Annotated in this window: 20 protein-coding genes; 13 read left to right on the top strand and 7 right to left on the bottom strand. The window is 64.1% G+C overall.

Going from position 1 to position 19,629, the window contains the following annotated elements:
• Positions 1–2: 2 nt before the first annotated feature.
• Positions 3–1,274, bottom strand: coding sequence for an MgtC/SapB family protein (locus VJ673_RS13025; RefSeq protein WP_324126540.1), 1,272 nt, complete (start codon positions 1,272–1,274; stop codon positions 3–5).
• A gap of 133 nt (positions 1,275–1,407) precedes the next feature.
• Here VJ673_RS13025 and ispD point away from each other — a divergent pair, with 133 nt between their 5' ends.
• From ispD to VJ673_RS13005, 4 genes are all read left to right on the top strand, one after another.
• On the top strand, positions 1,408–2,109 hold the full coding sequence (gene ispD, locus VJ673_RS13020) for a 2-C-methyl-D-erythritol 4-phosphate cytidylyltransferase (RefSeq protein WP_324126539.1): 702 nt from the start codon (positions 1,408–1,410) through the stop codon (positions 2,107–2,109).
• 6 nt (positions 2,110–2,115) lie between these two features.
• Positions 2,116–2,613, top strand: a complete 498-nt coding sequence (gene ispF / locus VJ673_RS13015; RefSeq protein ID WP_324126538.1) for a 2-C-methyl-D-erythritol 2,4-cyclodiphosphate synthase — start codon at positions 2,116–2,118, stop codon at positions 2,611–2,613.
• Positions 2,588–3,148, top strand: a complete 561-nt coding sequence (gene thpR / locus VJ673_RS13010; protein ID WP_324126537.1) for an RNA 2',3'-cyclic phosphodiesterase — start codon at positions 2,588–2,590, stop codon at positions 3,146–3,148. Before ispF ends, thpR begins: the two co-directional genes overlap by 26 nt.
• A gap of 137 nt (positions 3,149–3,285) precedes the next feature.
• Positions 3,286–3,765, top strand: coding sequence for an aminoacyl-tRNA deacylase (locus VJ673_RS13005; RefSeq protein WP_324126536.1), 480 nt, complete (start codon positions 3,286–3,288; stop codon positions 3,763–3,765).
• 131 nt (positions 3,766–3,896) lie between these two features.
• On the opposite strand, the gene VJ673_RS13000 is transcribed toward VJ673_RS13005, so the two are convergent.
• The 4 genes from VJ673_RS13000 to VJ673_RS12985 all read right to left on the bottom strand — a co-directional run bounded on the left by VJ673_RS13000 (position 3,897) and on the right by VJ673_RS12985 (position 6,700).
• A complete protein-coding gene (locus VJ673_RS13000; RefSeq protein ID WP_324126535.1) occupies positions 3,897–4,337 on the bottom strand; it encodes a host attachment protein in 441 nt (146 codons plus the stop codon).
• Positions 4,338–4,554: 217 nt separating this feature from the next.
• Complete coding sequence (locus VJ673_RS12995; RefSeq protein ID WP_324126534.1) at positions 4,555–5,019, bottom strand: flavodoxin family protein; 465 nt, start codon at positions 5,017–5,019, stop codon at positions 4,555–4,557.
• Positions 5,016–5,798, bottom strand: coding sequence for a M90 family metallopeptidase (locus VJ673_RS12990; RefSeq protein ID WP_324126533.1), 783 nt, complete (start codon positions 5,796–5,798; stop codon positions 5,016–5,018). The genes VJ673_RS12995 and VJ673_RS12990 overlap by 4 nt, the downstream gene beginning before the upstream one ends.
• 5 nt (positions 5,799–5,803) lie before the next feature.
• Complete coding sequence (locus VJ673_RS12985; protein WP_324126532.1) at positions 5,804–6,700, bottom strand: DMT family transporter; 897 nt, start codon at positions 6,698–6,700, stop codon at positions 5,804–5,806.
• A gap of 108 nt (positions 6,701–6,808) precedes the next feature.
• On the opposite strand from VJ673_RS12985, the gene VJ673_RS12980 reads away from it, so the two are divergent.
• Positions 6,809–9,025 (top strand): RelA/SpoT family protein, encoded by a 2,217-nt coding sequence (locus VJ673_RS12980; protein ID WP_324126531.1) that lies wholly within the window; start codon positions 6,809–6,811, stop codon positions 9,023–9,025.
• Positions 9,026–9,069: 44 nt separating this feature from the next.
• Here the strand turns inward: VJ673_RS12980 and ppk1 are convergent, their stop codons facing one another.
• Positions 9,070–11,151, bottom strand: coding sequence for a polyphosphate kinase 1 (gene ppk1 / locus VJ673_RS12975; RefSeq protein WP_324126530.1), 2,082 nt, complete (start codon positions 11,149–11,151; stop codon positions 9,070–9,072).
• Between the two features lie 192 nt (positions 11,152–11,343).
• On the opposite strand from ppk1, the gene ppx reads away from it, so the two are divergent.
• From ppx to VJ673_RS12940, 7 genes are all read left to right on the top strand, one after another.
• Positions 11,344–12,855, top strand: coding sequence for an exopolyphosphatase (ppx, locus tag VJ673_RS12970; RefSeq protein ID WP_324126529.1), 1,512 nt, complete (start codon positions 11,344–11,346; stop codon positions 12,853–12,855).
• A 9-nt stretch (positions 12,856–12,864) separates the two neighbouring features.
• Positions 12,865–13,983, top strand: coding sequence for an ABC transporter permease (locus VJ673_RS12965; protein ID WP_324126528.1), 1,119 nt, complete (start codon positions 12,865–12,867; stop codon positions 13,981–13,983).
• Positions 13,980–14,759: an ABC transporter ATP-binding protein gene (locus VJ673_RS12960; RefSeq protein WP_324126527.1), complete on the top strand. Its 780-nt coding sequence runs from the start codon at positions 13,980–13,982 to the stop codon at positions 14,757–14,759. The genes VJ673_RS12965 and VJ673_RS12960 overlap by 4 nt, the downstream gene beginning before the upstream one ends.
• Positions 14,759–15,724 carry an MlaD family protein gene (locus VJ673_RS12955; protein ID WP_324126526.1) on the top strand — a complete coding sequence of 322 codons (966 nt, stop codon included), beginning with the start codon at positions 14,759–14,761 and terminating at the stop codon, positions 15,722–15,724. The genes VJ673_RS12960 and VJ673_RS12955 overlap by 1 nt, the downstream gene beginning before the upstream one ends.
• 29 nt (positions 15,725–15,753) lie before the next feature.
• On the top strand, positions 15,754–16,374 hold the full coding sequence (locus VJ673_RS12950; RefSeq protein WP_324126525.1) for an ABC-type transport auxiliary lipoprotein family protein: 621 nt from the start codon (positions 15,754–15,756) through the stop codon (positions 16,372–16,374).
• A 96-nt stretch (positions 16,375–16,470) separates the two neighbouring features.
• Positions 16,471–17,271 carry an enoyl-CoA hydratase gene (locus tag VJ673_RS12945; RefSeq protein ID WP_324126524.1) on the top strand — a complete coding sequence of 267 codons (801 nt, stop codon included), beginning with the start codon at positions 16,471–16,473 and terminating at the stop codon, positions 17,269–17,271.
• A gap of 33 nt (positions 17,272–17,304) precedes the next feature.
• Positions 17,305–18,075 carry a TatD family hydrolase gene (locus tag VJ673_RS12940; RefSeq protein ID WP_324126523.1) on the top strand — a complete coding sequence of 257 codons (771 nt, stop codon included), beginning with the start codon at positions 17,305–17,307 and terminating at the stop codon, positions 18,073–18,075.
• Here VJ673_RS12940 and VJ673_RS12935 read toward each other — a convergent pair.
• A complete protein-coding gene (locus VJ673_RS12935; protein WP_324126522.1) occupies positions 18,065–18,661 on the bottom strand; it encodes a TetR/AcrR family transcriptional regulator in 597 nt (198 codons plus the stop codon). The two genes, VJ673_RS12940 and VJ673_RS12935, sit on opposite strands and share 11 nt — an antisense overlap.
• A 173-nt stretch (positions 18,662–18,834) precedes the next feature.
• On the opposite strand from VJ673_RS12935, the gene VJ673_RS12930 reads away from it, so the two are divergent.
• Positions 18,835–19,584 carry an electron transfer flavoprotein subunit beta/FixA family protein gene (locus VJ673_RS12930; protein WP_324126521.1) on the top strand — a complete coding sequence of 250 codons (750 nt, stop codon included), beginning with the start codon at positions 18,835–18,837 and terminating at the stop codon, positions 19,582–19,584.
• The last annotated feature ends 45 nt before the right edge of the window (positions 19,585–19,629 follow it).

Here is a 19,629-nt window from a genome sequence, read left to right as displayed (position 1 = left end):
AATTATAGGCCTGAGGCTTGCACCGCATGCCACCCAATACCGGCCAGCAGACCGATGCCGACAGCGCCCATGCCCCACATGATCTGGAGGCCGAGCTTGCGCCCACCAACGGATATCGCGATCCCAGCCTTGAACACGAGATTCGCAAACATCGCCAGACCGATACCGATCGCGGCAGCGTCCAGTTGCAGTTTGCCGAGCGAGAAGAGCCGCATCGAGGACAGCGCGATCGCGTCGAGGTCGGTCAAGCCCGACACCAGGGCAAGCACGAAAAAGCCTTGGGTGCCGGCGATCTCCTGCAGCCAAGCAGACACAAAGAGCACCAGCGCATACACCATTCCGAACGTAAGCGCCGCGCGGAGTTCCGTCGGATTGCGGGTTTCCGGCAGGAGCGTCTTGGAAATGGTTTGCGCACGCCAATACCAAAACAGGCTCGCAGCGCCCAGTGTCAACGCCGGCGCGATGGTGACGAGCAGCGTAACGAGGATGGCGGGCGCGACGACGGCGGCAATCAGTGCCACGCGGACCATCATCACGAGGTTGGCCAGCACGATGACGAGTGCCGCCATCGGGGCGGTGGCCGGAGTCGCACGGGTGTTGCGCGCGTAGATCAGCGTCGTCGCGGTGCTGGAGGCGAGCCCGCCCGCGATGCCGACCAGCGCCGTTCCATAACGCGCCCCCACCAGCCGCAAGGTTCCGTAGCCAGCGAGACTCAACCCGGAAATCAGCACCACCATCCACCAGACCTGTCGCGGATTCACCGCGTCGTAGGGATCGAAAGTGTGGTTCGGCAGGATGGGCAGGATCACCAAAGACAGCACACCGAGTTGGAAGATCGAGATCCACTCGCGCGCTTCGAGCCGTGTCGCCATGCCGCGGAGCTGGGTCTTGAAGTACAGCAGAATGGTCGCCACCACCGCGAGCATGACGGCGATGGTCGTATGCCCCATCCACACCGCGGCGCCGAGCGAATAGCACAGGAGCAGGGCGGCTACGGAGGTGGTCCCCGGATCGACCGCATCGGGGTGCTGCAGATAAGCCGCCACGATCATGAGGCCGACGAGGGCCATGCCCAATACGAAGGGCGCCACGCTCGCCATGTCGTCGCCGAGCATCGCCGCAAGCGCCCCCAGTAGCGAGACGAGGCCGAAGGTCCGCACGCCCGCCCGCGCCGAGGCGACGCGCTCGCGTTCCAGGCCCATCAGCAATCCGATTCCGACCGCGATCCCGAAGGCCTCCACTTGGGCCGGATCGAAGGGTTTGGCGAAAGGCATGCTGAGGGAACCTCCTGCTCTTTTTGAAACACTCTATTACTTTCGGATGTGTAGTCAATGTTCGATCCGAACAACATGTCTTTCACGCTGCCAAAGCGCCGCATTCCGCGACGGCGCGGTTAGAATCCGCGCCATGCAGAACTTTCATCCCAGACATTATGCGATCGTGCCGGCCGCTGGCAGCGGCAGCCGCATGGGCGGGGGCCAGCCCAAACAGTACCTCGAACTCCTCGGCAAGCCGCTCATTCGCCACGCGCTGGAGGTCCTCTGCGCGACGCCCGAAATCGACAAGGTGTTCGTCGTCCTATCCGTGGGCGACGCCGAATGGGGGCGCCACGACTGGTCTGCGCTGGGTCCGAAACTGGTGCCGCTGTTTTGCGGCGGCGCGACCCGGGCCGACAGCGTCCTGAGCGGCCTACGCGCGATCGCCCGCGAGGCCGAACAGACGGACTGGGTGCTCGTGCACGACGCCGCCCGACCCTGCCTCGCCCGCTGGCATATCGAGAAGCTGATCCACGCGCTTGCCCACGACGAGGTCGGCGGTCTGCTTGCGATCCCGGTGGCCGATACCCTGAAACGGGCCGACCCGGGGCGACACGTGCTCGAAACCGTCCCGCGCGACAGCCTGTGGCAGGCGCAGACGCCGCAGATGTTCCGCTATGTCATGCTGCGCCGGGCGCTGGAAGCCGCCACCCACGTCACCGACGAAGCGAGCGCCATCGAGGCCGCGGGCTTGCACCCCAAGCTGATCGAAGGCGACGCGACCAACCTCAAAGTCACTTACCCGCTCGACCTGCACCTCGCCGAGTGGATCCTCAACAACCGTGAAGGCTGACTTGCGATGAAAGTGCCATTCCGCATTGGCCAGGGCTTCGATGTCCACGCACTCGTCCCGGGGCGTCCGCTGATCGTCGGCGGCGTCACCATTCCGCACGAGCGCGGCCTACTCGGACATTCCGACGCCGACGTGCTGCTGCACGCGCTGACCGACGCACTGCTCGGCGCGGCCGGCCTCGGCGACATCGGGCGGCTCTTTCCGGATACCGACCCCGCCCACGCCGGCGCCGACAGCCGAGTGCTTCTGCGCGAAGCCTATGCCGCAGTGCGCGCGGCCGGGTTCGCCGCCGTCAATATCGACGCGACCGTGATCTGCCGAGCGCCGAAGATCCTTCCCCACGCCCCGGCGATGGTCGCCAACATCGCCGCCGATCTCGGCATCGAAGTCGGCGACGTCAACATCAAGGGCAAGACCACGGAAAAGCTCGGTTTCACCGGCAGGGGAGAGGGCATCGCCGCGCAGGTGGTTGCCCTTCTTGTCAAGGACGATGGCGCCGCCTGACGCTCCGCGCGCAAGCCCCGCGCGCGTCTTCTTTGCGCTGTGGCCCGACGAAGCGACGGCGAGCCGCCTGTTCTGCCTCTCGTCCGACGCCCACGCGGCCTGCAAGGGCCGCCGCATGCGCCGCGACACGATCCACCTGACGCTCGCCTTCATCGGCGACGTCCCGCCGGAGCGCCTGGCGCAACTGCTGGCAGTGGGGGACCGCGTACCGCCCGCCGCGTTTACGCTGCGGATCGATCGAATCGCCGGCTGGCGCCACAACCGCATCATCTGGGCCGGCGCAGATTCGGCACCGGAACCGTTGACCAGCCTCGTCGAGCGCCTGAATGCCGCGCTCGCCGAAGCCGATTTTCCCGTCGAACAGCGCAAGTTCGCGCCGCATGTCACCTTGCTGCGCAAGGCCGAAGGCGAACTGCCTCGGGAGGAGATCGTGCCGCCCATCGACTGGCGGGTACGAGGCTTCTCGCTGATCGAATCGCTGCGCAGCCACGAAGGGGCGCAGTACGTCCCGCTTAGGACGTGGATCGCCAGGTAGCTCCGGCAATCCGGGTGCCCACGTTCTAGAATGGATTGTCGTAGACGGCGAGGGACGCTGCAGGGGGCAGGGGATTCGGGAATCCCATACTTGGGCGAAAACTAGACCAATCGCCCGCTTCAGTCTGGAGAGCGGCCATGGCAATCGCATCCAAAGTCGAGCAGTACATCGAGGAGCGCGGTCTTAATTACGACGTGCTCACCCACCCACATTCCCATAACAGCATGGAAACGGCGCGTCTCGCACGCGTGCCAGCCAGCAGCCTGGCAAAGTCGGTCGTGCTTCTGGACGAAGCGGGCTACCTGATGGCCGTTCTGCCATCGACGCAGCACGTGCATCTGGGCTGGCTCAGCAAGGCGATGGACCGCCCGCTGCGTCTGGCGACCGAAACCGAACTCGCCGAACTCTTCGCCGACTGCGAACCCGGCGCCATCCCGCCCCTGGGAGGTCTGTACGGATTGCCCGTGGTGATGGACGACAGCCTGACGGAACAGGACGAGATCTATTTCGAAGCCGGCGATCACGAGAAAGTGATCGAAATGGGGCGCGACGACTTTCTGCGCATGATGTCCGAGGCGCGTCACGTGCATTTCGGCGAGCACTACTGGCGTCACTGAGCTGGCGTCGTCGGAGCCAACACCGGCGGAGGCAAAAAAAAGGCGGGGCGCCAAGCGCCCCGCCGCTCTTCGGGCCGCTCATCGCGGACCCATCGTCTCCTGAGGAGAGACGCTTCGAAGAACCTGTCGTGTCAGAGGAAGAGGCAAGACGCCAAGTGGTCGCGAAGTACCGGCTCAGGCGACTTCGTGTAGTCCTTCTCGAAACGGTCAGTAATCATTTGTGCCGTCGGGCTGTCCATGACGGCATTCAGCATCCCCATAAATGACGGCGGCGCGCATACGATCGCCCGTCCGAACGCATTGGTCGCTCGCCCGCGATAGAGCTCCTGTGCGATTTCCTGTGCAAAGATCTTCGCTTCATGCTCCTTGGGCATCGTTTGCTGGACTTTCGCTCCGCTGCCGTTTCCGACGCCGGGCATGCTGCCCGCACGGTCGGTCACGAGTTCGGAGTTTTTCTGTCGGCTTTCAGGGTGGATTAGTTCCTTTACCAGAGTCAGCCCCTTGTTGGGACCTAAATTCGCGTAGAGCTTCGCCAGGCTGGCATTGGCAACCAGAATCCAGGTAATCGCCATGAATCGTCCTCCGGGAATTGAGTAGAACCCACTGCGCGAAAAATTTGTTACGCGGCAGTCATCCCAGCTTAGACCGTGCTTTTGGCGAGCGCAAAGTGAATCGTCGGCCCGATTTGGGCGGCCTGCCGAAGAAGTGCCCCATACGCCGTCTTAAGCCAAATGCGTATGCAAAAATGTCCCTGTAGTAGTGTAGGGACATCGGTTAGAGATCGAAAGATCAGAAGATCCCGAGAGCGACGCCGGTCGCCATCGCTTCGCCCAACTCCTCGCAACGCGCCAAGCCGGCGTCCGTCACCGTGCCGCGGACGATGATCTCATCGGCGACGCGCTTCCACCCGTAGCCGTTCGCAATCCGACCGATCTCCCGTACCGCGCCGCGCCCGTCGTTACCCGCGCTCACGAAGACCGCAAACGGCAGTCCGACGAGCTTGCCCTCGCAGGGGTAATAGGTGCGATCGAAGAAGTCCTTGAGGGCGCCGGACATGTAGCCGAAATTCTCGGGCGTCCCGAGCAGGAGTCCATCGCAGGCCAGGAGGTCCTCGACCCCCGCGTCGAGAGCGCGTCGGACGACGGTTTCCGTTTCGCCCGCGCGGCGAGCACCGCGCACGACGGCGTCGGCGAGTTTGCCCGTGTTGCCGCTTTGCGTGTGATAGACCACGAGAAGCCGCTTCCGGTCGCTCACGCTTGCGCCTCATCCAGCCTGCGCTGGCCTGCGGCCGGATCGACGCCGTAGAACTTGCGCAGCTGCACGTAGACTTCCGGGAATTCCTCCTGCAGATCGCACGGCGCTTCGAAGAAGGATTCCGACGCGACCGCGAAGAACTCCGCCGGATGCTCGGAACCGTAGGGATCGAGTAGCGTCTCCTCATCCGCATCGACCGCGTCGCAGAACCGCTCGTAGGCCTCCGAAAACGCCTTCGCCCAGGCCTTGCGGGACATCCCGGGAGGGAGCACCGGCATCCCGTCGATGTCGCCGTTCTCCATGTCCAGCTTGTGCGCGAATTCGTGGATCACGACGTTCACGCCCTCGGGCGCTTCTCCCTCGTCGTACCAGGACACGAGGACCGGGCCACCTTCCCACGCCTCCCCCAAAACTTCGTCGTCGTACTCATGCACGACTCCGGCCTCGTCCATGACATGGCGAGGGATGACGAAGTCGCCCGGATAGACGATCACGCCGACCCAGCCCCGGTAGGCGTCGAGCCCTGCGCGCAAGATCGGCAGGCAGGCCTGCAACGCGATGCTGAGGATCGCTTCGTCGCTCAACGTCATGCCCTGCGCGCCGTGGAACTCCTTTTCCGCGATGAAGCTGCGCGCGAGCTCCCGCAGTCGTTGCCGATCGGCTGGTTCGAGGAAGTCGAGGAAAGGGAGTTGCGCCTCGACCCGCTCCCAAAGCGCCGGCGAAATCTGCACCCCAGCCAGCCGCCGGTCACGCCGCCATTTGCGCACGAATTCGAACATGTCGCTCAACCCGCCGGTCTGCGCGTCGCGAGAAAGATTCCGGCAAACACCAGCACGATGCCGACGATGTGGTACCAGAAGGGACGCTCGCCGAGAAAGATCGCCGCGAGAATCGTCGTAAAGACCGGCATCAGGTGAATGAATTGCGAACTGCGACTCGGCCCGACGGCCGCGACTGCAGCGTTATAGAAAACATAGCCCAGGAAACCCGGGAAGATCCCCGTATAGAGCATCCCCGTCAGCGACCGGACAGACACGTCAACGCTGCGTACTGTCGCCGTCTCCCACAGATAGGCCGGCAGCAGCGGCATCAGGCCGACGGCGGTGAAGGCGGCGAGCAGCAACATCGGGTGAATACCTTGGGGACGCCATTGCAGCCCTACCGTATAGATCCCCCAACTCAGCACCGCGAGGAGCATCCACAGATCGCCGCGATTGAGCGTCAGCCCGAGCAGCGTATCAAGGCTGCCATGGCTGACGATCATCGCGACGCCTGCAAATGAGACGACGATCGCGAGCCCCTCCAGCCGGCTAAGGCGCTTCCCAAGCAGCACGAAGGCGAGCGCCATCGTGGCGATCGGGACGAAGGAGTTCAGCAGTGTCGCGCTGGTTGCCGTCGTGTACTGCAATGCAATGTAGGCGAAGGTGTTGTAGCAGCCCACGCCGAGCAGGCCGAGGACGATGACGGGCCGCCAACCGGCCTTCAGTTGCGGCCACTGACTCTTCAGATGGGGCAGGGCGAAGGGCAGCACGAGCATCAATGCGATCGCCCAGCGCCAGAAAGCGAGAGCGAGCGGAGGAACCGCTTCGCGAAGCCCGCGGCCGATGACCATGTTGCCGGACCAGAAGAGGACCGTCAGGAGCAGGAGCAGGTAGGGGTTGCCGAAGAGTCTGTTCTTCATTTGTTGTTTTTGGAGGAAATGTTGCGGGGGCTGGAGCGGCGATGATCGCACACGGTCTTGCAGTTTGGAGAGGGGCGCGGGGCTGCGCCGATATGGGATAATCCAACGATGGTTTCCGTTACTCATGCCATCTCACAAAACGACGCCGCGCCGCCGATCGACCTGCTTGCCGACGGGCTGAGCGCTGACGAACGCCGGCTGGTCGAACAAGCCCTCGAATTGGCCGAAGGCGTCTATGAAAACCACGTCCTCGGCACGGGCGAATCGGTCTGGACTCACGCAATCGGCATGGCGCTGATTGCCGCCTCGTTGCGCCTCGACGCCGAGACGCGCATGGCAGCCTTGCTGTTCGCGATCGGCGACTACGTCGACGACGCCATCGACATCGTCTCGACACGCTTCGGCGAGCCGGTCGCCCATCTCGTCGACGGCCTGCGCCGCCTCAACGGCCTGCGGCTCCTCACGCGCATGACCGCGAAGGCGACTGCACCCGAGATCCGCGCGCAGACCGAAGTGCTGCGCAAGATGCTGCTCGCGATGGTCGAAGACATCCGCGTCGTGCTGCTGCGGCTTGCGTCGCGCACCCAGACCTTACGCTACTTCACCGAACACAACGTCGACGTGCGCGTCGATGTCGCGCGCGAAAGTCTGGACATCTACGCACCGCTCGCGAACCGCCTCGGCGTGTGGCAGCTCAAGTGGGAGCTGGAGGATCTCTCCTTCCGCTTCCTCGAGCCCGACACCTACAAGCGCATCGCGAAGATGCTCGACGAAAGGCGGGTGGAGCGTGAAAGCTTCATCCAGTCGGCGATCGAACGTCTTCAACGCGAGATCGCCTCCGTCGGCATCGAGGCCGAGGTTTTTGGTCGCCCGAAGCATATCTACAGCATCTACAACAAGATGCGCGCGAAGCGCCTGGACTTCTCGCAGGTGTACGACATCCGCGCGCTGCGCGTGCTCGTGGCGGACGTGCGCGACTGCTACACCGTGCTCGGCATCGTGAACCAGATCTGGCAGCCGATCGCGCAGGAATTCGACGACTACATCAGCAATCCGAAAGGCAACAACTACCAATCCCTGCACACCGCCGTGCTCGCGGGAGACGGACGCGCGCTCGAAGTGCAGATCCGCACCTACGACATGCACCGCCACGCTGAGTTGGGCGTTGCCGCGCATTGGCGCTACAAGGAAGGCAAGGGTCACGGCGGCAGCGAGTACGACGAGAAGATCGCGCTGCTGCGCAACCTGCTGTCGTGGCGTGACGAAGTCACGGACTCCGCGGACTGGGTCGAAAAGTTCAAACGCGCTTCGCTCGACGACACGCTCTACGTGCTCACGCCGCAAGGAAAAGTCGTCGACTTGCCGCGCGGCGCGACGCCGGTCGACTTCGCCTATCGCCTGCACACCGATCTCGGCCATCGCTGTCGGGGTGCGAAGGTCGACGGGCATCTCGTGCCACTCAACACCGTGCTCGAGAACGGCCAGACCGTCGAGATCAACGTGGCGAAGGAGGGCGGTCCGTCGCGCGACTGGCTCAACGTGGCGCAGTCCTACGTCGCGACGACGCGTGCGCGGAACAAAATCCGGCAGTATTTCTCGCAGCGCGAGGAAGAGGAACTGCTGGCGCGGGGACGCAGCTTCGTCAACCGCGAACTGCAGCGCGAACGCGTGACCCGTGCGACCAACATCGATGAACTGGCCGGTAAGCTTGGCTTCAAGAACGCCGAATCGATGTTCCTGGCCGCAGGCCGTGGCGAGGTGGGACCTCGCTCGGTGCAGCATGCGCTACGGGAGTCGCGCGACGCCGAAACGGCCGAAGCGCCTGCGGCCGAACCGGAAATCGTCATTGGGCGCAGCCACGCCGGGGACTCGAACGACAAGGTCCTGATCGTCGGCGTCGGCAAGCTGATGACCTCGCTCGGCCGCTGCTGCAAGCCGGCGCCGCCCGATGCGATCGAAGGCTTCGTCACCCGTGGGCGCGGCGTGTCGATTCACCGTGTCGACTGCCCCGACTTCCAACGCCTCGTGCAAAAGCATCCGGAGCGGGTGATCCAGGCCGATTGGGGCGACAAGGCGCTGAATAGCCGCGAATCGGTCTTCCCCGTCGACGTCTCCGTTCAGGCCAGCGACCGCCAGGGGCTGCTGCGCGACATTTCGGAAGTGCTGTCGCGCGAAAAGCTCAATGTGATCGCAGTGAATACGCTGACGAAGCGCGGCACGGCCTTCATGCGCTTCACGATGGAGGTCGGCGGTGTCGCCCAGTTGCAGCGGGCGATGACCCTGATCCGGGAAGTCCCGGGGATCTTCGACGTTCAGCGCAAATAAGCGCTGCGCCCGGACGCCACGCTGGCGCCCGGCGAATGGTCCCTCTAGTGGGCGCCGGCCAGATCCGAAAGGAGGATGGCTTGGGCCGCCCGATGCACACCGCGCGGCGTCTTGCGGCGATAGCGCCCGTCCTCGAGCATCTCCCAAGCCTGGCAGTTGTCGCCGAGATACGCGCGCAGGCCTTCCTTGATCACCCGGCGCTTTAGGCGCGGGTCGAGCACCGGGAAGGCAATTTCGATACGGCCGAAGAAGTTGCGATCCATCCAGTCCGCGCTGGAGAGATACACCCGGTCCTCCCCGTTCGCGCGGAAGAAAAAGATCCGATGATGTTCGAGGAAGCGTCCGACGATCGACCTGACCCGAATGTTCTCCGACAAGCCGGGCACGCCCGGTCGCAGCGCGCACGGGCCGCGAACGATCAGCTCAATCTCGACGCCCGCCTGGGAGGCCGTGTATAGCGCCTCGATCGTTTCGGGCTCGAGCAGGGCGTTCATCTTCGCGATGATCTGGCCGCGCCCGCCTGCACGCGCGATTTCCGCCTCCGCGTTGATCGCATTGACGACATTGGGCTGCAGCGAAAATGGCGCCTGCCACAGGTGGCGCAGCGATCCCGCCTGGCCGAGTCCCGTCAGCTGCTTGAACACCTCCGCGATGTCCTGGCCGATTTCCTCATTGCAGGTCAGGAGGCCGAAGTCGGTGTAGAAGCGCGTAGTTCCTGGATGGTAGTTGCCGGTACCGAGGTGGACGTAACGGCGCAACCCATCCTCCTCGCGACGAACAAGCATCAGCAGCTTCGCGTGCGTCTTGTACCCGAACACGCCATACACGACGTGTGCGCCCACCTCTTCGAGGCGGTTTGCCCAGGTGATGTTCGCTTCCTCGTCGAAACGCGCCATCAGTTCGAGTACGACCGTCACTTCCTTGCCTTTCTGGGCAGCACGGACGAGGTGTTCCATCAGCACCGAGTCGGTGCCGGTCCGATAGACCGTCATCTTCACTGCCAGAACCGCCGGATCGTCGGCCGCGGCGCGCAGCATGTCGATCACCGGGCTGAAGCTCTGGAATGGATGGTGCAGCAGGATGTCCTGACGGCGGATCGCGTCGAAGATGTCGACCCGCTTTTCGAGCGACTTGGGGACGCGAGGGGCGAACGGCAGGTACTTCAGGTCGGGTCGGGCCACCCAGTCCGGCACCTGGTTCAGGCGTACCAGATTGACGATCCCCGGCATCCGGTAAAGGTCCTTTGCCGTGAGGCGGAAGTGTTGCAGCAGGAAGTTCGCCATCGTGTCGGAGCAGTTGTCCGCCACTTCGAGCCGCACGCCGTCGCCGAAGTGGCGCTGCTGCAATTCGCCCTTGAGCGAAACGCGCAGGTCCTTGACCTCTTCCTCATCGACGAATAAGTCGGAGTTTCGCGTCACCCGGAACTGGTAGCAGCCGAGCACCTCCATGCCGGAGAACAATTCGCCCACGTGGCAGTGCAGGATCGACGACAGGAATACGAAGGAGTACTCGTGTTCGCAGATCTCTGCGGGAAGCCGGATCACACGGGGCAGTGCGCGGGGCGCCTGGACGATCGCCGCGCCCGAGTCGCGCCCGAAGGCGTCGCGCCCCTCGAGCTCGACGGCGAAGTTCAGGCTCTTGTTGAGGACGCGCGGGAAGGGATGCGCCGGATCGAGCCCGATCGGCGTCAGCACCGGCATCACCTCGCGCAGGAAGTAATCCCTGACCCAGGCGCGCTGCGGCTCGTTCCAGACGCTGCGGCGCAGGAAGACGATTCCTTCGGCTTGGAGCGCCGGCAGGATGTCATCATTGAGCAGTTCGTACTGCTCCGCGATCAGGTTATGCACTTCCTTGCTGACGCGGTCGAGCAATTGCGTGGGCGTCAGACCGTCGATGCCGACGATGCGGCTCCCGAGGCGGATCTGCTCCTTGATACCCGATACGCGGATTTCGAAGAATTCGTCCAGGTTGCTCGACACGATGCACAGAAAGCGAAGCCGTTCGAGCAAGGGCACGCTGCGGTCGGCCGCTTGAGCCAGGACGCGACGCTGGAACTGCAGCAGGGACAACTCGCGATTGATGAAATGGTCGGCGGGGTAGTGTTGCTGACGGTTGATTCTTGGCATTGTTCGGATCGTGGTCGGTGCAGGCCTGTGCCCTAATTATGTGACATTTGTGTTTCGCTTAGATGAAAGGACGCGCAATCGTTCCATTGTGCACCGGGCATTTGACGCCATCTTCGCGCCGGCGCCCGCCCCGGAGGTCGCGAATGTTAGAATGCACACCACCCTGATCTCCGCGACTGCGGTTTCCACGCCATGACGCAAGAGCTGATCGCAGCGATCGACCTCGGTTCCAACAGCTTCCGCCTCCAAGTGGGCCGGATCGTCAATGACCAGATCTATCCGCTCGACGGAATCAAGGAAGCCGTACGCCTTGCGGCGGGGCTATCGCCCGACAAATTCCTCGACGCCGCTGCCCAGCAACGGGCCCTGACTGCGTTGATGCGCTTCAACGAACGCCTGCGAGGATTCAGCCCCGAATCCGTGCGCGCGGTTGCGACCAACACGCTCCGTGTCGCGAAGAACGCGCCGAAGTTCCTCGTGCAGGCCGAAGCCGCTCTCGGCGTCCCGATCGAAGTCATCGCCGGTCGTGAAGAGGCTCGCCTGATCTATGTCGGCGTCGCCCACACGCTGCCCGACCCCCACCTCCAGCAACTCGTCGTGGACATCGGCGGCGGTTCGACCGAGTTCATCATCGGCCGCAGCTTCGAGCCCATCGTGCTGGAATCGTTGTACATGGGCTGCGTCAGCTACAGCCTCCAGTATTTCCCGAACGGCCGCATCGACAAGCGCTCGATGAAGGAGGCCGAGATGGCCGCAAGCCGGGAGATCCAGGCAATTTCGCATGCCTATCGTGAAGTCGGCTGGGAAGTCGCGGTCGGATCAAGCGGATCCGCGAAGGCGCTGGTCGAGATCCTCGAGCAGAACGGCCTGGCGGAGCAGGGCATCACGCGCGGCGGACTGGAGCGGCTGCGGACCATTCTGCTGCGGGCAGGGAGCCTGGATCGCGTCTCGCTCGCCGGACTCCGCGGCGACCGCTTACCGGTGCTGCTCGGCGGCTTCGCGATCATGTCGGCAGTCTTCGACGAGTTCGGGCTGGAGCGGATGGTTTTTTCGGAAGGGGCGTTGAGGCTCGGCGTCCTCTACGATCTGCTTGGTCGCTATCACCACCATGACCTGCGAGACGCCACGGTCTCCGCGTTCGTCGTGCGTTATGGCGCCGACCGACGCCATGCGGTGAAGGTCGCCGACACCGCCGCCCATCTATTCACGTCGCTGGTTCCGGAGAGTGCAAACGAGGAAAGCGTTGCGTATCAGGACCTGCGGTTCCTGCGCTGGGCGGCGACGCTCCACGAAATTGGTATTTCGGTCGCGCATTCGAGCTATCACAAGCATAGCGCCTACATTCTCGCCAACGCAGACATGCCCGGCTTCTCGCGCATGGACCAGGGCCGGTTGGCACGCGTCGTCCTCGCGCATCGCGGCAAGCTGGAACGGGTTTCCGCTCTCGACCCGGAAAGTGCCGACTGGCTGCTCATCGCATGCCTGCGTCTCGCCGTCATTGTCCATCGAGCGCGCGACGGACGTGGCATCCCGCCGCTCCAGCTCCTGCGTGACGGTCGAAATTTCATCGTAGCCGCACAGGACAGCTGGCTGAGGCAACTTCCCCTCACGGCCGCCGCACTGGAGGAAGAGCAACGACATTGGCATTCGGTCGGCCGCAGCCTGGTGCTGCGCAGCGAACCCGGCCGCATCCTCGTCGCCTGAGCCCCGCCCATGCGCAGGCCGGTGATCAAGGCTGATACGCTCGCGTCGGGCACGCGTGAATTGTCGCTTTCGGGCGACTGGACGCTGCGCGCGCTGAGTCCTCATCTCGCGGCGATCAGGCGAAGCTTGGCGGGAGCCGGGGAGGGCACGGAGTGGTGCCTCGGCGACATCACACGCCTGGACAGCTTCGGCGCCGCGCTGCTATGGCGTGCTTGGGGAAAGCGATGGCCCGCGCAGATTCAAATCGCTGAGGAACTGAGGGCGGTCATTGCGCGAGTCGCTGACAGCGCCGACCAGCCACTGCCCCGACCACCGGGTTTTACGCTCAGCGACGCGGTGGCCATCATCGGTTTCACCCTGTTCGGCTTCGGACACCACGTCCTCAACTTCATCCGCCTGCTCGGCCAGCTTTGCCTCGATCTCGGATACCTGATGCGTCACCCGCGCGAGTGGCCGCTGCTGGAGATTTCGGCGAACATCTTCAAGGTCGGCCTGAAAGCGACACCGGTCACGGCGCTGGTCGGCTTCCTCATCGGCATCGTGCTGTCCTACCTCTCGGCCTTGCAGCTGCGGGCCTTCGGCGCCGACATCTACATCGTCAACATCCTCGGCCTCGGCATCGTGCGCGAACTGGGTCCGGTGCTGGTGTCCATTCTGGTCGCCGGGCGCTCCGGTTCGGCGATGACGGCGCAGCTCGGGGTCATGCGCGTCACCGAGGAGGTCGATGCGCTCACCGCGATGGGGATTTCGCGCACGCTGCGCCTCGTGCTGCCCAAGGTCGTCGCGCTGACCCTCGCGATGCCCTTGCTGGTTTTATGGACCAGCTCCGTCGCGCTGCTCGGAGGCATGGTTTCCGCCTGGTTCCAGCTCGACCTCGACATCAATTTCTTCATCGACCGCCTGCCGGCCGTCGTTCCAATCGCGAACCTGTACATCGGACTCGCCAAGGGCGCTGCGTTCGGACTGCTGATTGCGCTCGTCGCCTGCCACTTTGGGCTGCACGTTCGTCCGAATACGGAGAGCCTTTCCGCCAACACGACCGCGTCGGTCGTCTCGTCGATCACCATCGTCATCCTCGTCGACGCCTTGTTCGCGATCGCGACCCGCACCATCGGAGTCCCGCGATGAGCGATCGCCCCGTGATCGAGTTGCGCGGGATCGTCACCCGTTTCGGCCCGAACCTCGTTCATGACGGCATCGACCTCACGATACAGCGCGGCGAAGTCGTCGCACTCGTCGGCGGATCCGGAACCGGCAAGACGACGCTGATGCGTCACGTCATCGGGCTCACGCGGCCGGCCGCGGGCGACGTCTCCGTTTTCGGTGCCCCCTTGTTTTCGGGGACCGTGAAGGAACAGCGGGCCCGCCGGCGACGCTTCGGCGTGCTCTTCCAGCACGGCGCGCTCTTCTCGGCCATGACAGTCGCCGAAAACATCGGTTTCCCGCTCAAGGAACTACGGGTTGCGAACCGTGCCGAAATCGATAACCTCATCGCGCTCAAGCTCGCGATGGTGGAACTGGAGCCGGACACCGCGCGTCGCATGCCGGCCGAGTTGTCCGGCGGCATGGTCAAGCGCGTGGCGCTCGCGCGGGCCCTTGCGCTCGAACCGGAACTGCTGCTGCTCGACGAACCGACCGCCGGCCTCGACCCCGATTTGAGCGCGAGTTTTGTCGAACTGATCCGCTCGTTGCAGAATCAGCTCGGGCTCACCGTCGTGCTCGTCACGCACGACCTCGACACGCTCGCGGCGCTGGCAACGCGGATCGCGGTGCTCGCCGACCGCCGCATCATCAGCTACGCATCACTCGAGGAAACCGTGAAAGTCGATCACCCCTTCATCGAGCGTTTTTTCCGCGGCGCATACGGCCGCCGGGCGCTCGCGGGCATCGGAGGCAATCCCTGATGGAAAATCGTGCCCACGCGCTCGCCGCCGGGCTTTTCGTCCTGATCCTGGGCGCCGCCGTGCTCGGCGCGCTGTGGTGGTTTTCCGACGGACGCGAATCGCAACAGCGCGTCTACATCCTTGAAAGCACGGGCAACGTCACGGGCCTCAACATCGAAGCGCAGGTCCGCTACCGCGGGATCTCTGCCGGCAAGGTGTCGCAGATCCGGATCGACCCCCAGGATCCGCGCAAGATCCTGGTCACAATCCGCATGCGTAGCGACATCCCGCTCACCCGCGGCACGCGGGCGAACCTGGCCTACCAGGGCGTCACGGGCTTGGCGTACGTCCAGTTGCAGGACCGCGGTGAAAATCCCGAGCCGCTTGCGGCCGTGGGTGACGAAATACCTCGCCTGCCGCTCGAACCGGGACTGATGGACCAGTTGTCCGATTCCACGCTGGATACCATGCGCCGCTTGAAAACCATCGCTGACCGCATCAATCAGGTGTTCAACGACGAAAACATCGGGCGCCTGACGGACACCATCCAGCGTCTGCAATCCGCGGCGGCCGGGGTCGATCGCACCTTTGCCCAGGCTCCGGAAGCGCTCGCTTCCGTGCGCACCGCGTTGAGCCCCGACAACATCCGGCGACTGTCTGCGACGCTCGACAATCTGGAGCATGCGAGCGCCGGCGCGGCCCCCGCGCTCGGGGAGCTTCGCAGCCTGCTCGTGCGCCTCCAAGGCATCGCAGAGCACCTCGACCAGACGGCGGACGCCGCCGAAACCCGCGTGCTCGACGACACCGTTCCGCGCCTCAACAGTTTGCTCAAGGATCTGGCGGTGACCTCGCAGCGAATCGGCCACCTTGTGCAGGAGGTGGAAGGAACGCCGCAGATGCTGCTGCTGGGTCGTGGGCCAAGAGCGCCCGGCCCGGGTGAAAAGGGGTTTGCCACACCGCCGCAGAATAACAACACTAGCCAATGAATCGTCACCGGATGGAACGCGATCGCACGATGAACTCCATGGCACGCCGCTGCCTTACCTGCCTTGCTCTTTCACTTGGTCTCGCCGCCTGCGGAAGCCTCAACAGCCATCGTTCGCCCGCGGCCGGAATCTACGACCTCGGCCTGCCCGATGCGGTAAGCCTACAGGGCACACCGGTTCCGGCGTCGATCGAGGTCCGGGCACCGTCCTGGCTCGCAGGCAACGCAATGCAATACCGCCTGGAGTACGCCCAACCCTCCCAGCGACAGGCCTACGCCGAAAGCCGTTGGGCCTCGCCGCCCGCGGAACTGCTGGAAGTCGGGCTGAGACGCATGCTCCCGCCGGACGGACGGTCCGCCTGCCGCTTGCGCATCGATCTCGACGAATTCACGCAGGTATACGCGACGCACGACAGCAGCCAGGCGCTCGTCGCAGCCCGCGCCGAACTGCTCGCACCGCGCAGCGACACGGTTCTTGCGCGCCGCGACTTACGGATCGCCGAAGCAGCTCCGACCCCGGATGCGAGCGGCGGCGTCATCGCGCATCGCGCAGCCAGCCGGCGGCTGGCCGAAGAACTCACACGTTGGCTGGCCGGGATCTCTTCAGCGCCGGACGGCGGGGGTGCGATTCAGCGCGCCTGCGCGAGATAGGGCCACATACGACAACGGTCTTCATATCCATGCGCGGCTTGAGGCACAATCAAGCGTCATTGACCATCGGCCACCAACACTAGGAGACCTTACCGCATGAGCACACTGGCCCACTCCAGCGACGCACCGATCCTGCTGCGCCAAGACGAAGGCGGAGTCGCCTACCTGACCCTCAATCGCCCCTCGCAATTCAACTCGCTGTCCCGCGAAATGCTGGAAGCGCTCATCGCCGAGGTCGATGCGATCGCCAAGGATACGAGCGTTCGCGTCGTCGTGCTGACAGGGGAGGGCAAGGCCTTCTGCGCGGGCCATGACCTCAAGGAGATGCGCGGCAACCACACGCTGCAATTCCAGCAGGATCTCTTCCGCCTGTGCGGCAAGTTCATGGTCAAGCTCACGGAGTTGCCACAACCCGTGATTGCCCGTGTCCACGGCATCGCGACCGCCGCCGGCTGCCAGCTCGTGTCGATGTGCGACCTTGCCGTCGCGGCCGACGTCGCACGCTTCGCGGTATCGGGCATCAACGTCGGCCTCTTCTGCGCCACTCCTAGCGTCGGCCTGTCGCGCAACATGGGTCGCAAGGAAGCCTTCGAAATGCTCGTCACGGGCGACTTCATCGACGCCGCCGAGGCCCAGCGTCGCGGACTCGTGAACCGGGTCGTGCCACTCGACCAGCTCGACGACGAAATCGCAAAGCTCACCGCATCGATCTGTGCGAAATCGCCGCTCGCCGTCCAGATGGGCAAGCAGATGTTCTACCGGCAGCTCGAAATGGGGATGGAAGCCGCCTACCAGATGGCGGCCGAAACGATGGCGTGCAACATGATGTCCGAGGATGCCGCCGAGGGCATCGACGCCTTCATCGCGAAGCGGAAGCCGGAGTGGCGCGGCCGCTGACGAGCAGCCGCTGATCGCTGTCGGCGAAACGAGATGCTCGTCGATACGCATATCCATCTCGACGCTGCAGAATTCGACGCCGACCGCGACGCCGTCCTGGCCGCTGCCCGTGCCTCAGGCGTCGGTCGGTTCGTCATCCCCGGCGTCGAAGTCGCGAACTTCGACGCCGTCGCCGCGCTCACGGCTACGCATCCAGGCGTAAGCCATGGATATGGGATCCATCCTCTCTATGTTGGCAAGGCGCGCGATGAGGATATCGACGTCGTCGAGCAGCGGCTTGAGCGAGGAGGCGCGATCGCGGTCGGAGAGATCGGTCTCGATCTCTTCATCCCCGAACCCGACCTTCCGCGTCAGGAAGCCTTCTTCGTTGCGCAACTGAAGCTCGCACGGCGCTTCGACCTGCCGGTCATCCTGCACTTGCGCCGGGCGGTCGATCACATCCTCAAGCATCTCCGCCGCATCGAGGTGGCGGGCGGCATCGCCCACGCCTTCAACGGCAGTCGTCAGCAGGCGGACGTCTTTCTCTCGATGGGATTCAAACTGGGATTCGGCGGCGCAATGACCTTCGACGGCTCACGTCGCATCCGGGAGCTTGCGGCGACGCTACCGCTCGATGCGATCGTGCTCGAGACCGACGCGCCAGACATCCCCCCCGCGTGGGGGCAGGGGGCACGCAACGAACCTGCGAATCTCGCCCGTTTCTGCGAAGTCCTCGCCGGACTTCGCGGTATTCCTTTCGACGAGGTCGCTGCGGCGACCACGCGCAACGCGGGAGAGGTCTTCGGCAAAAAAACTAGCTTGTGACCTTCATGCTGGCCGACTGCGCGATGAGGTCGGCAATATCGCGCTTGACTCGCGCCACGTCGCTATCGAACTTGTCATAGATCATCAGCGAGATCCCGAACACATAGGCGTAGAGCAACATGCAACGGCTCGATGCCTCTTCCATCGGCACGCCGCAGGCGAGGAACAGTTCACGTGCGCAGCGCAGGCGCCAGTCGTCCACCTCGGCGACGATCGCAGCGGCGTCCGAATCACGCCGGGCCCAGTCGCGGACGGCGAGTTCGATCATCGCGCCGCGGCGGCTGCGGCTGGTACTGTAGACGTCGATCACATGATAGATCTGCTGCAGCTCACGTCCCGGCTCGGCCCGGGTCTGCTTGACGATGTCGCGGATCCGGCCTTCCTTCCACACTTGGAGAACCGCGATCAGGAGGTCGCGCCTGTCCTGGAAATGCCAGTAGAAGCTTCCCTTCGTCACCTTCAGGCGCTTCGCGAGCACCTCCACGCGAAGGCCCGAAATCCCTTCCTCCGCGAGGACCTCGGTGGCCGCCTGGACCCAGGCGTTGCGATCCAACTGGACCCGTGTTTTCGTCAAGTTATTCTCCATACGGCATAGTATTGACTATTAGTGGGCCATACGCTACCGTATGCACACCATACCGATGCGTATGGAACGACTTTTTGGTCCGGCGGTCAAGGTGCGATTCATCTTTTGCGATGACATAATGCCCACTCGAAGAGCAACCGCCGAAAAGGCAATCAGACAGAAGGAGTGCGGCTTTGAAGATTTTGGTACCCGTCAAGCGCGTGGTCGATTACAACGTCAAGGTGCGAGTGAAGGCTGACGGCACCGGCGTCGATATCGCGAACGTAAAGATGTCGATGAACCCGTTCGACGAGATTGCAGTGGAAGAAGCGGTGCGGCTGAAGGAAGCCGGTGTCGCGACTGAAGTCGTGGCCGTTTCATGCGGCGTCGGCGCCTGCCAAGAGACGCTGCGCGCGGCGATGGCGATCGGTGCCGACCGCGGCATCCTCGTTGAAACCGATGTAGAGCTCCAGCCGCTGGCAGTGGCGAAGCTCCTCAGGGTGCTGTGCGAGAAGGAGCAACCCCAGCTCGTGATCTGCGGCAAGCAGGCGATCGACGACGACGCCAACCAGACCGGCCAGATGCTCGCGGCGCTGATGGGCTGGCCGCAGGCGACCTTCGCGTCGAAGGTCACCCTCGGCAATGGCATCGCGACCGTGATGCGCGAGATCGACGGCGGTCTCGAAACCCTCGAGATGAAGCTGCCGGCCGTGGTCACCACCGACCTGCGCCTCAATGAGCCGCGCTACGCGACGCTGCCCAACATCATGAAGGCGAAGAAGAAGCCGCTGGATACGGTGAAGCCCGCGGACCTCGGCGTCGATGTCGCGCCGCGTCTGGCGACCCTCTCGGTCGCCGAGCCGCCGAAGCGCAGCGCCGGCGTGCGTGTTGCGGACGTCGCGCAGCTCGTCGAGAAACTGAAGAACGAAGCGAAGGTGATCTGAAGATGGCGATCCTGGTTATTGCTGAACACGACAACGCGTCCGTGA

This window comes from Aromatoleum sp. (assembly GCF_035254505.1).
GTDB lineage: Bacteria > Pseudomonadota > Gammaproteobacteria > Burkholderiales > Rhodocyclaceae > Aromatoleum.
The sequence above is the reverse complement of the archived record's forward strand: the minus strand, read 5'-3'. Positions and strand labels throughout refer to the sequence as shown.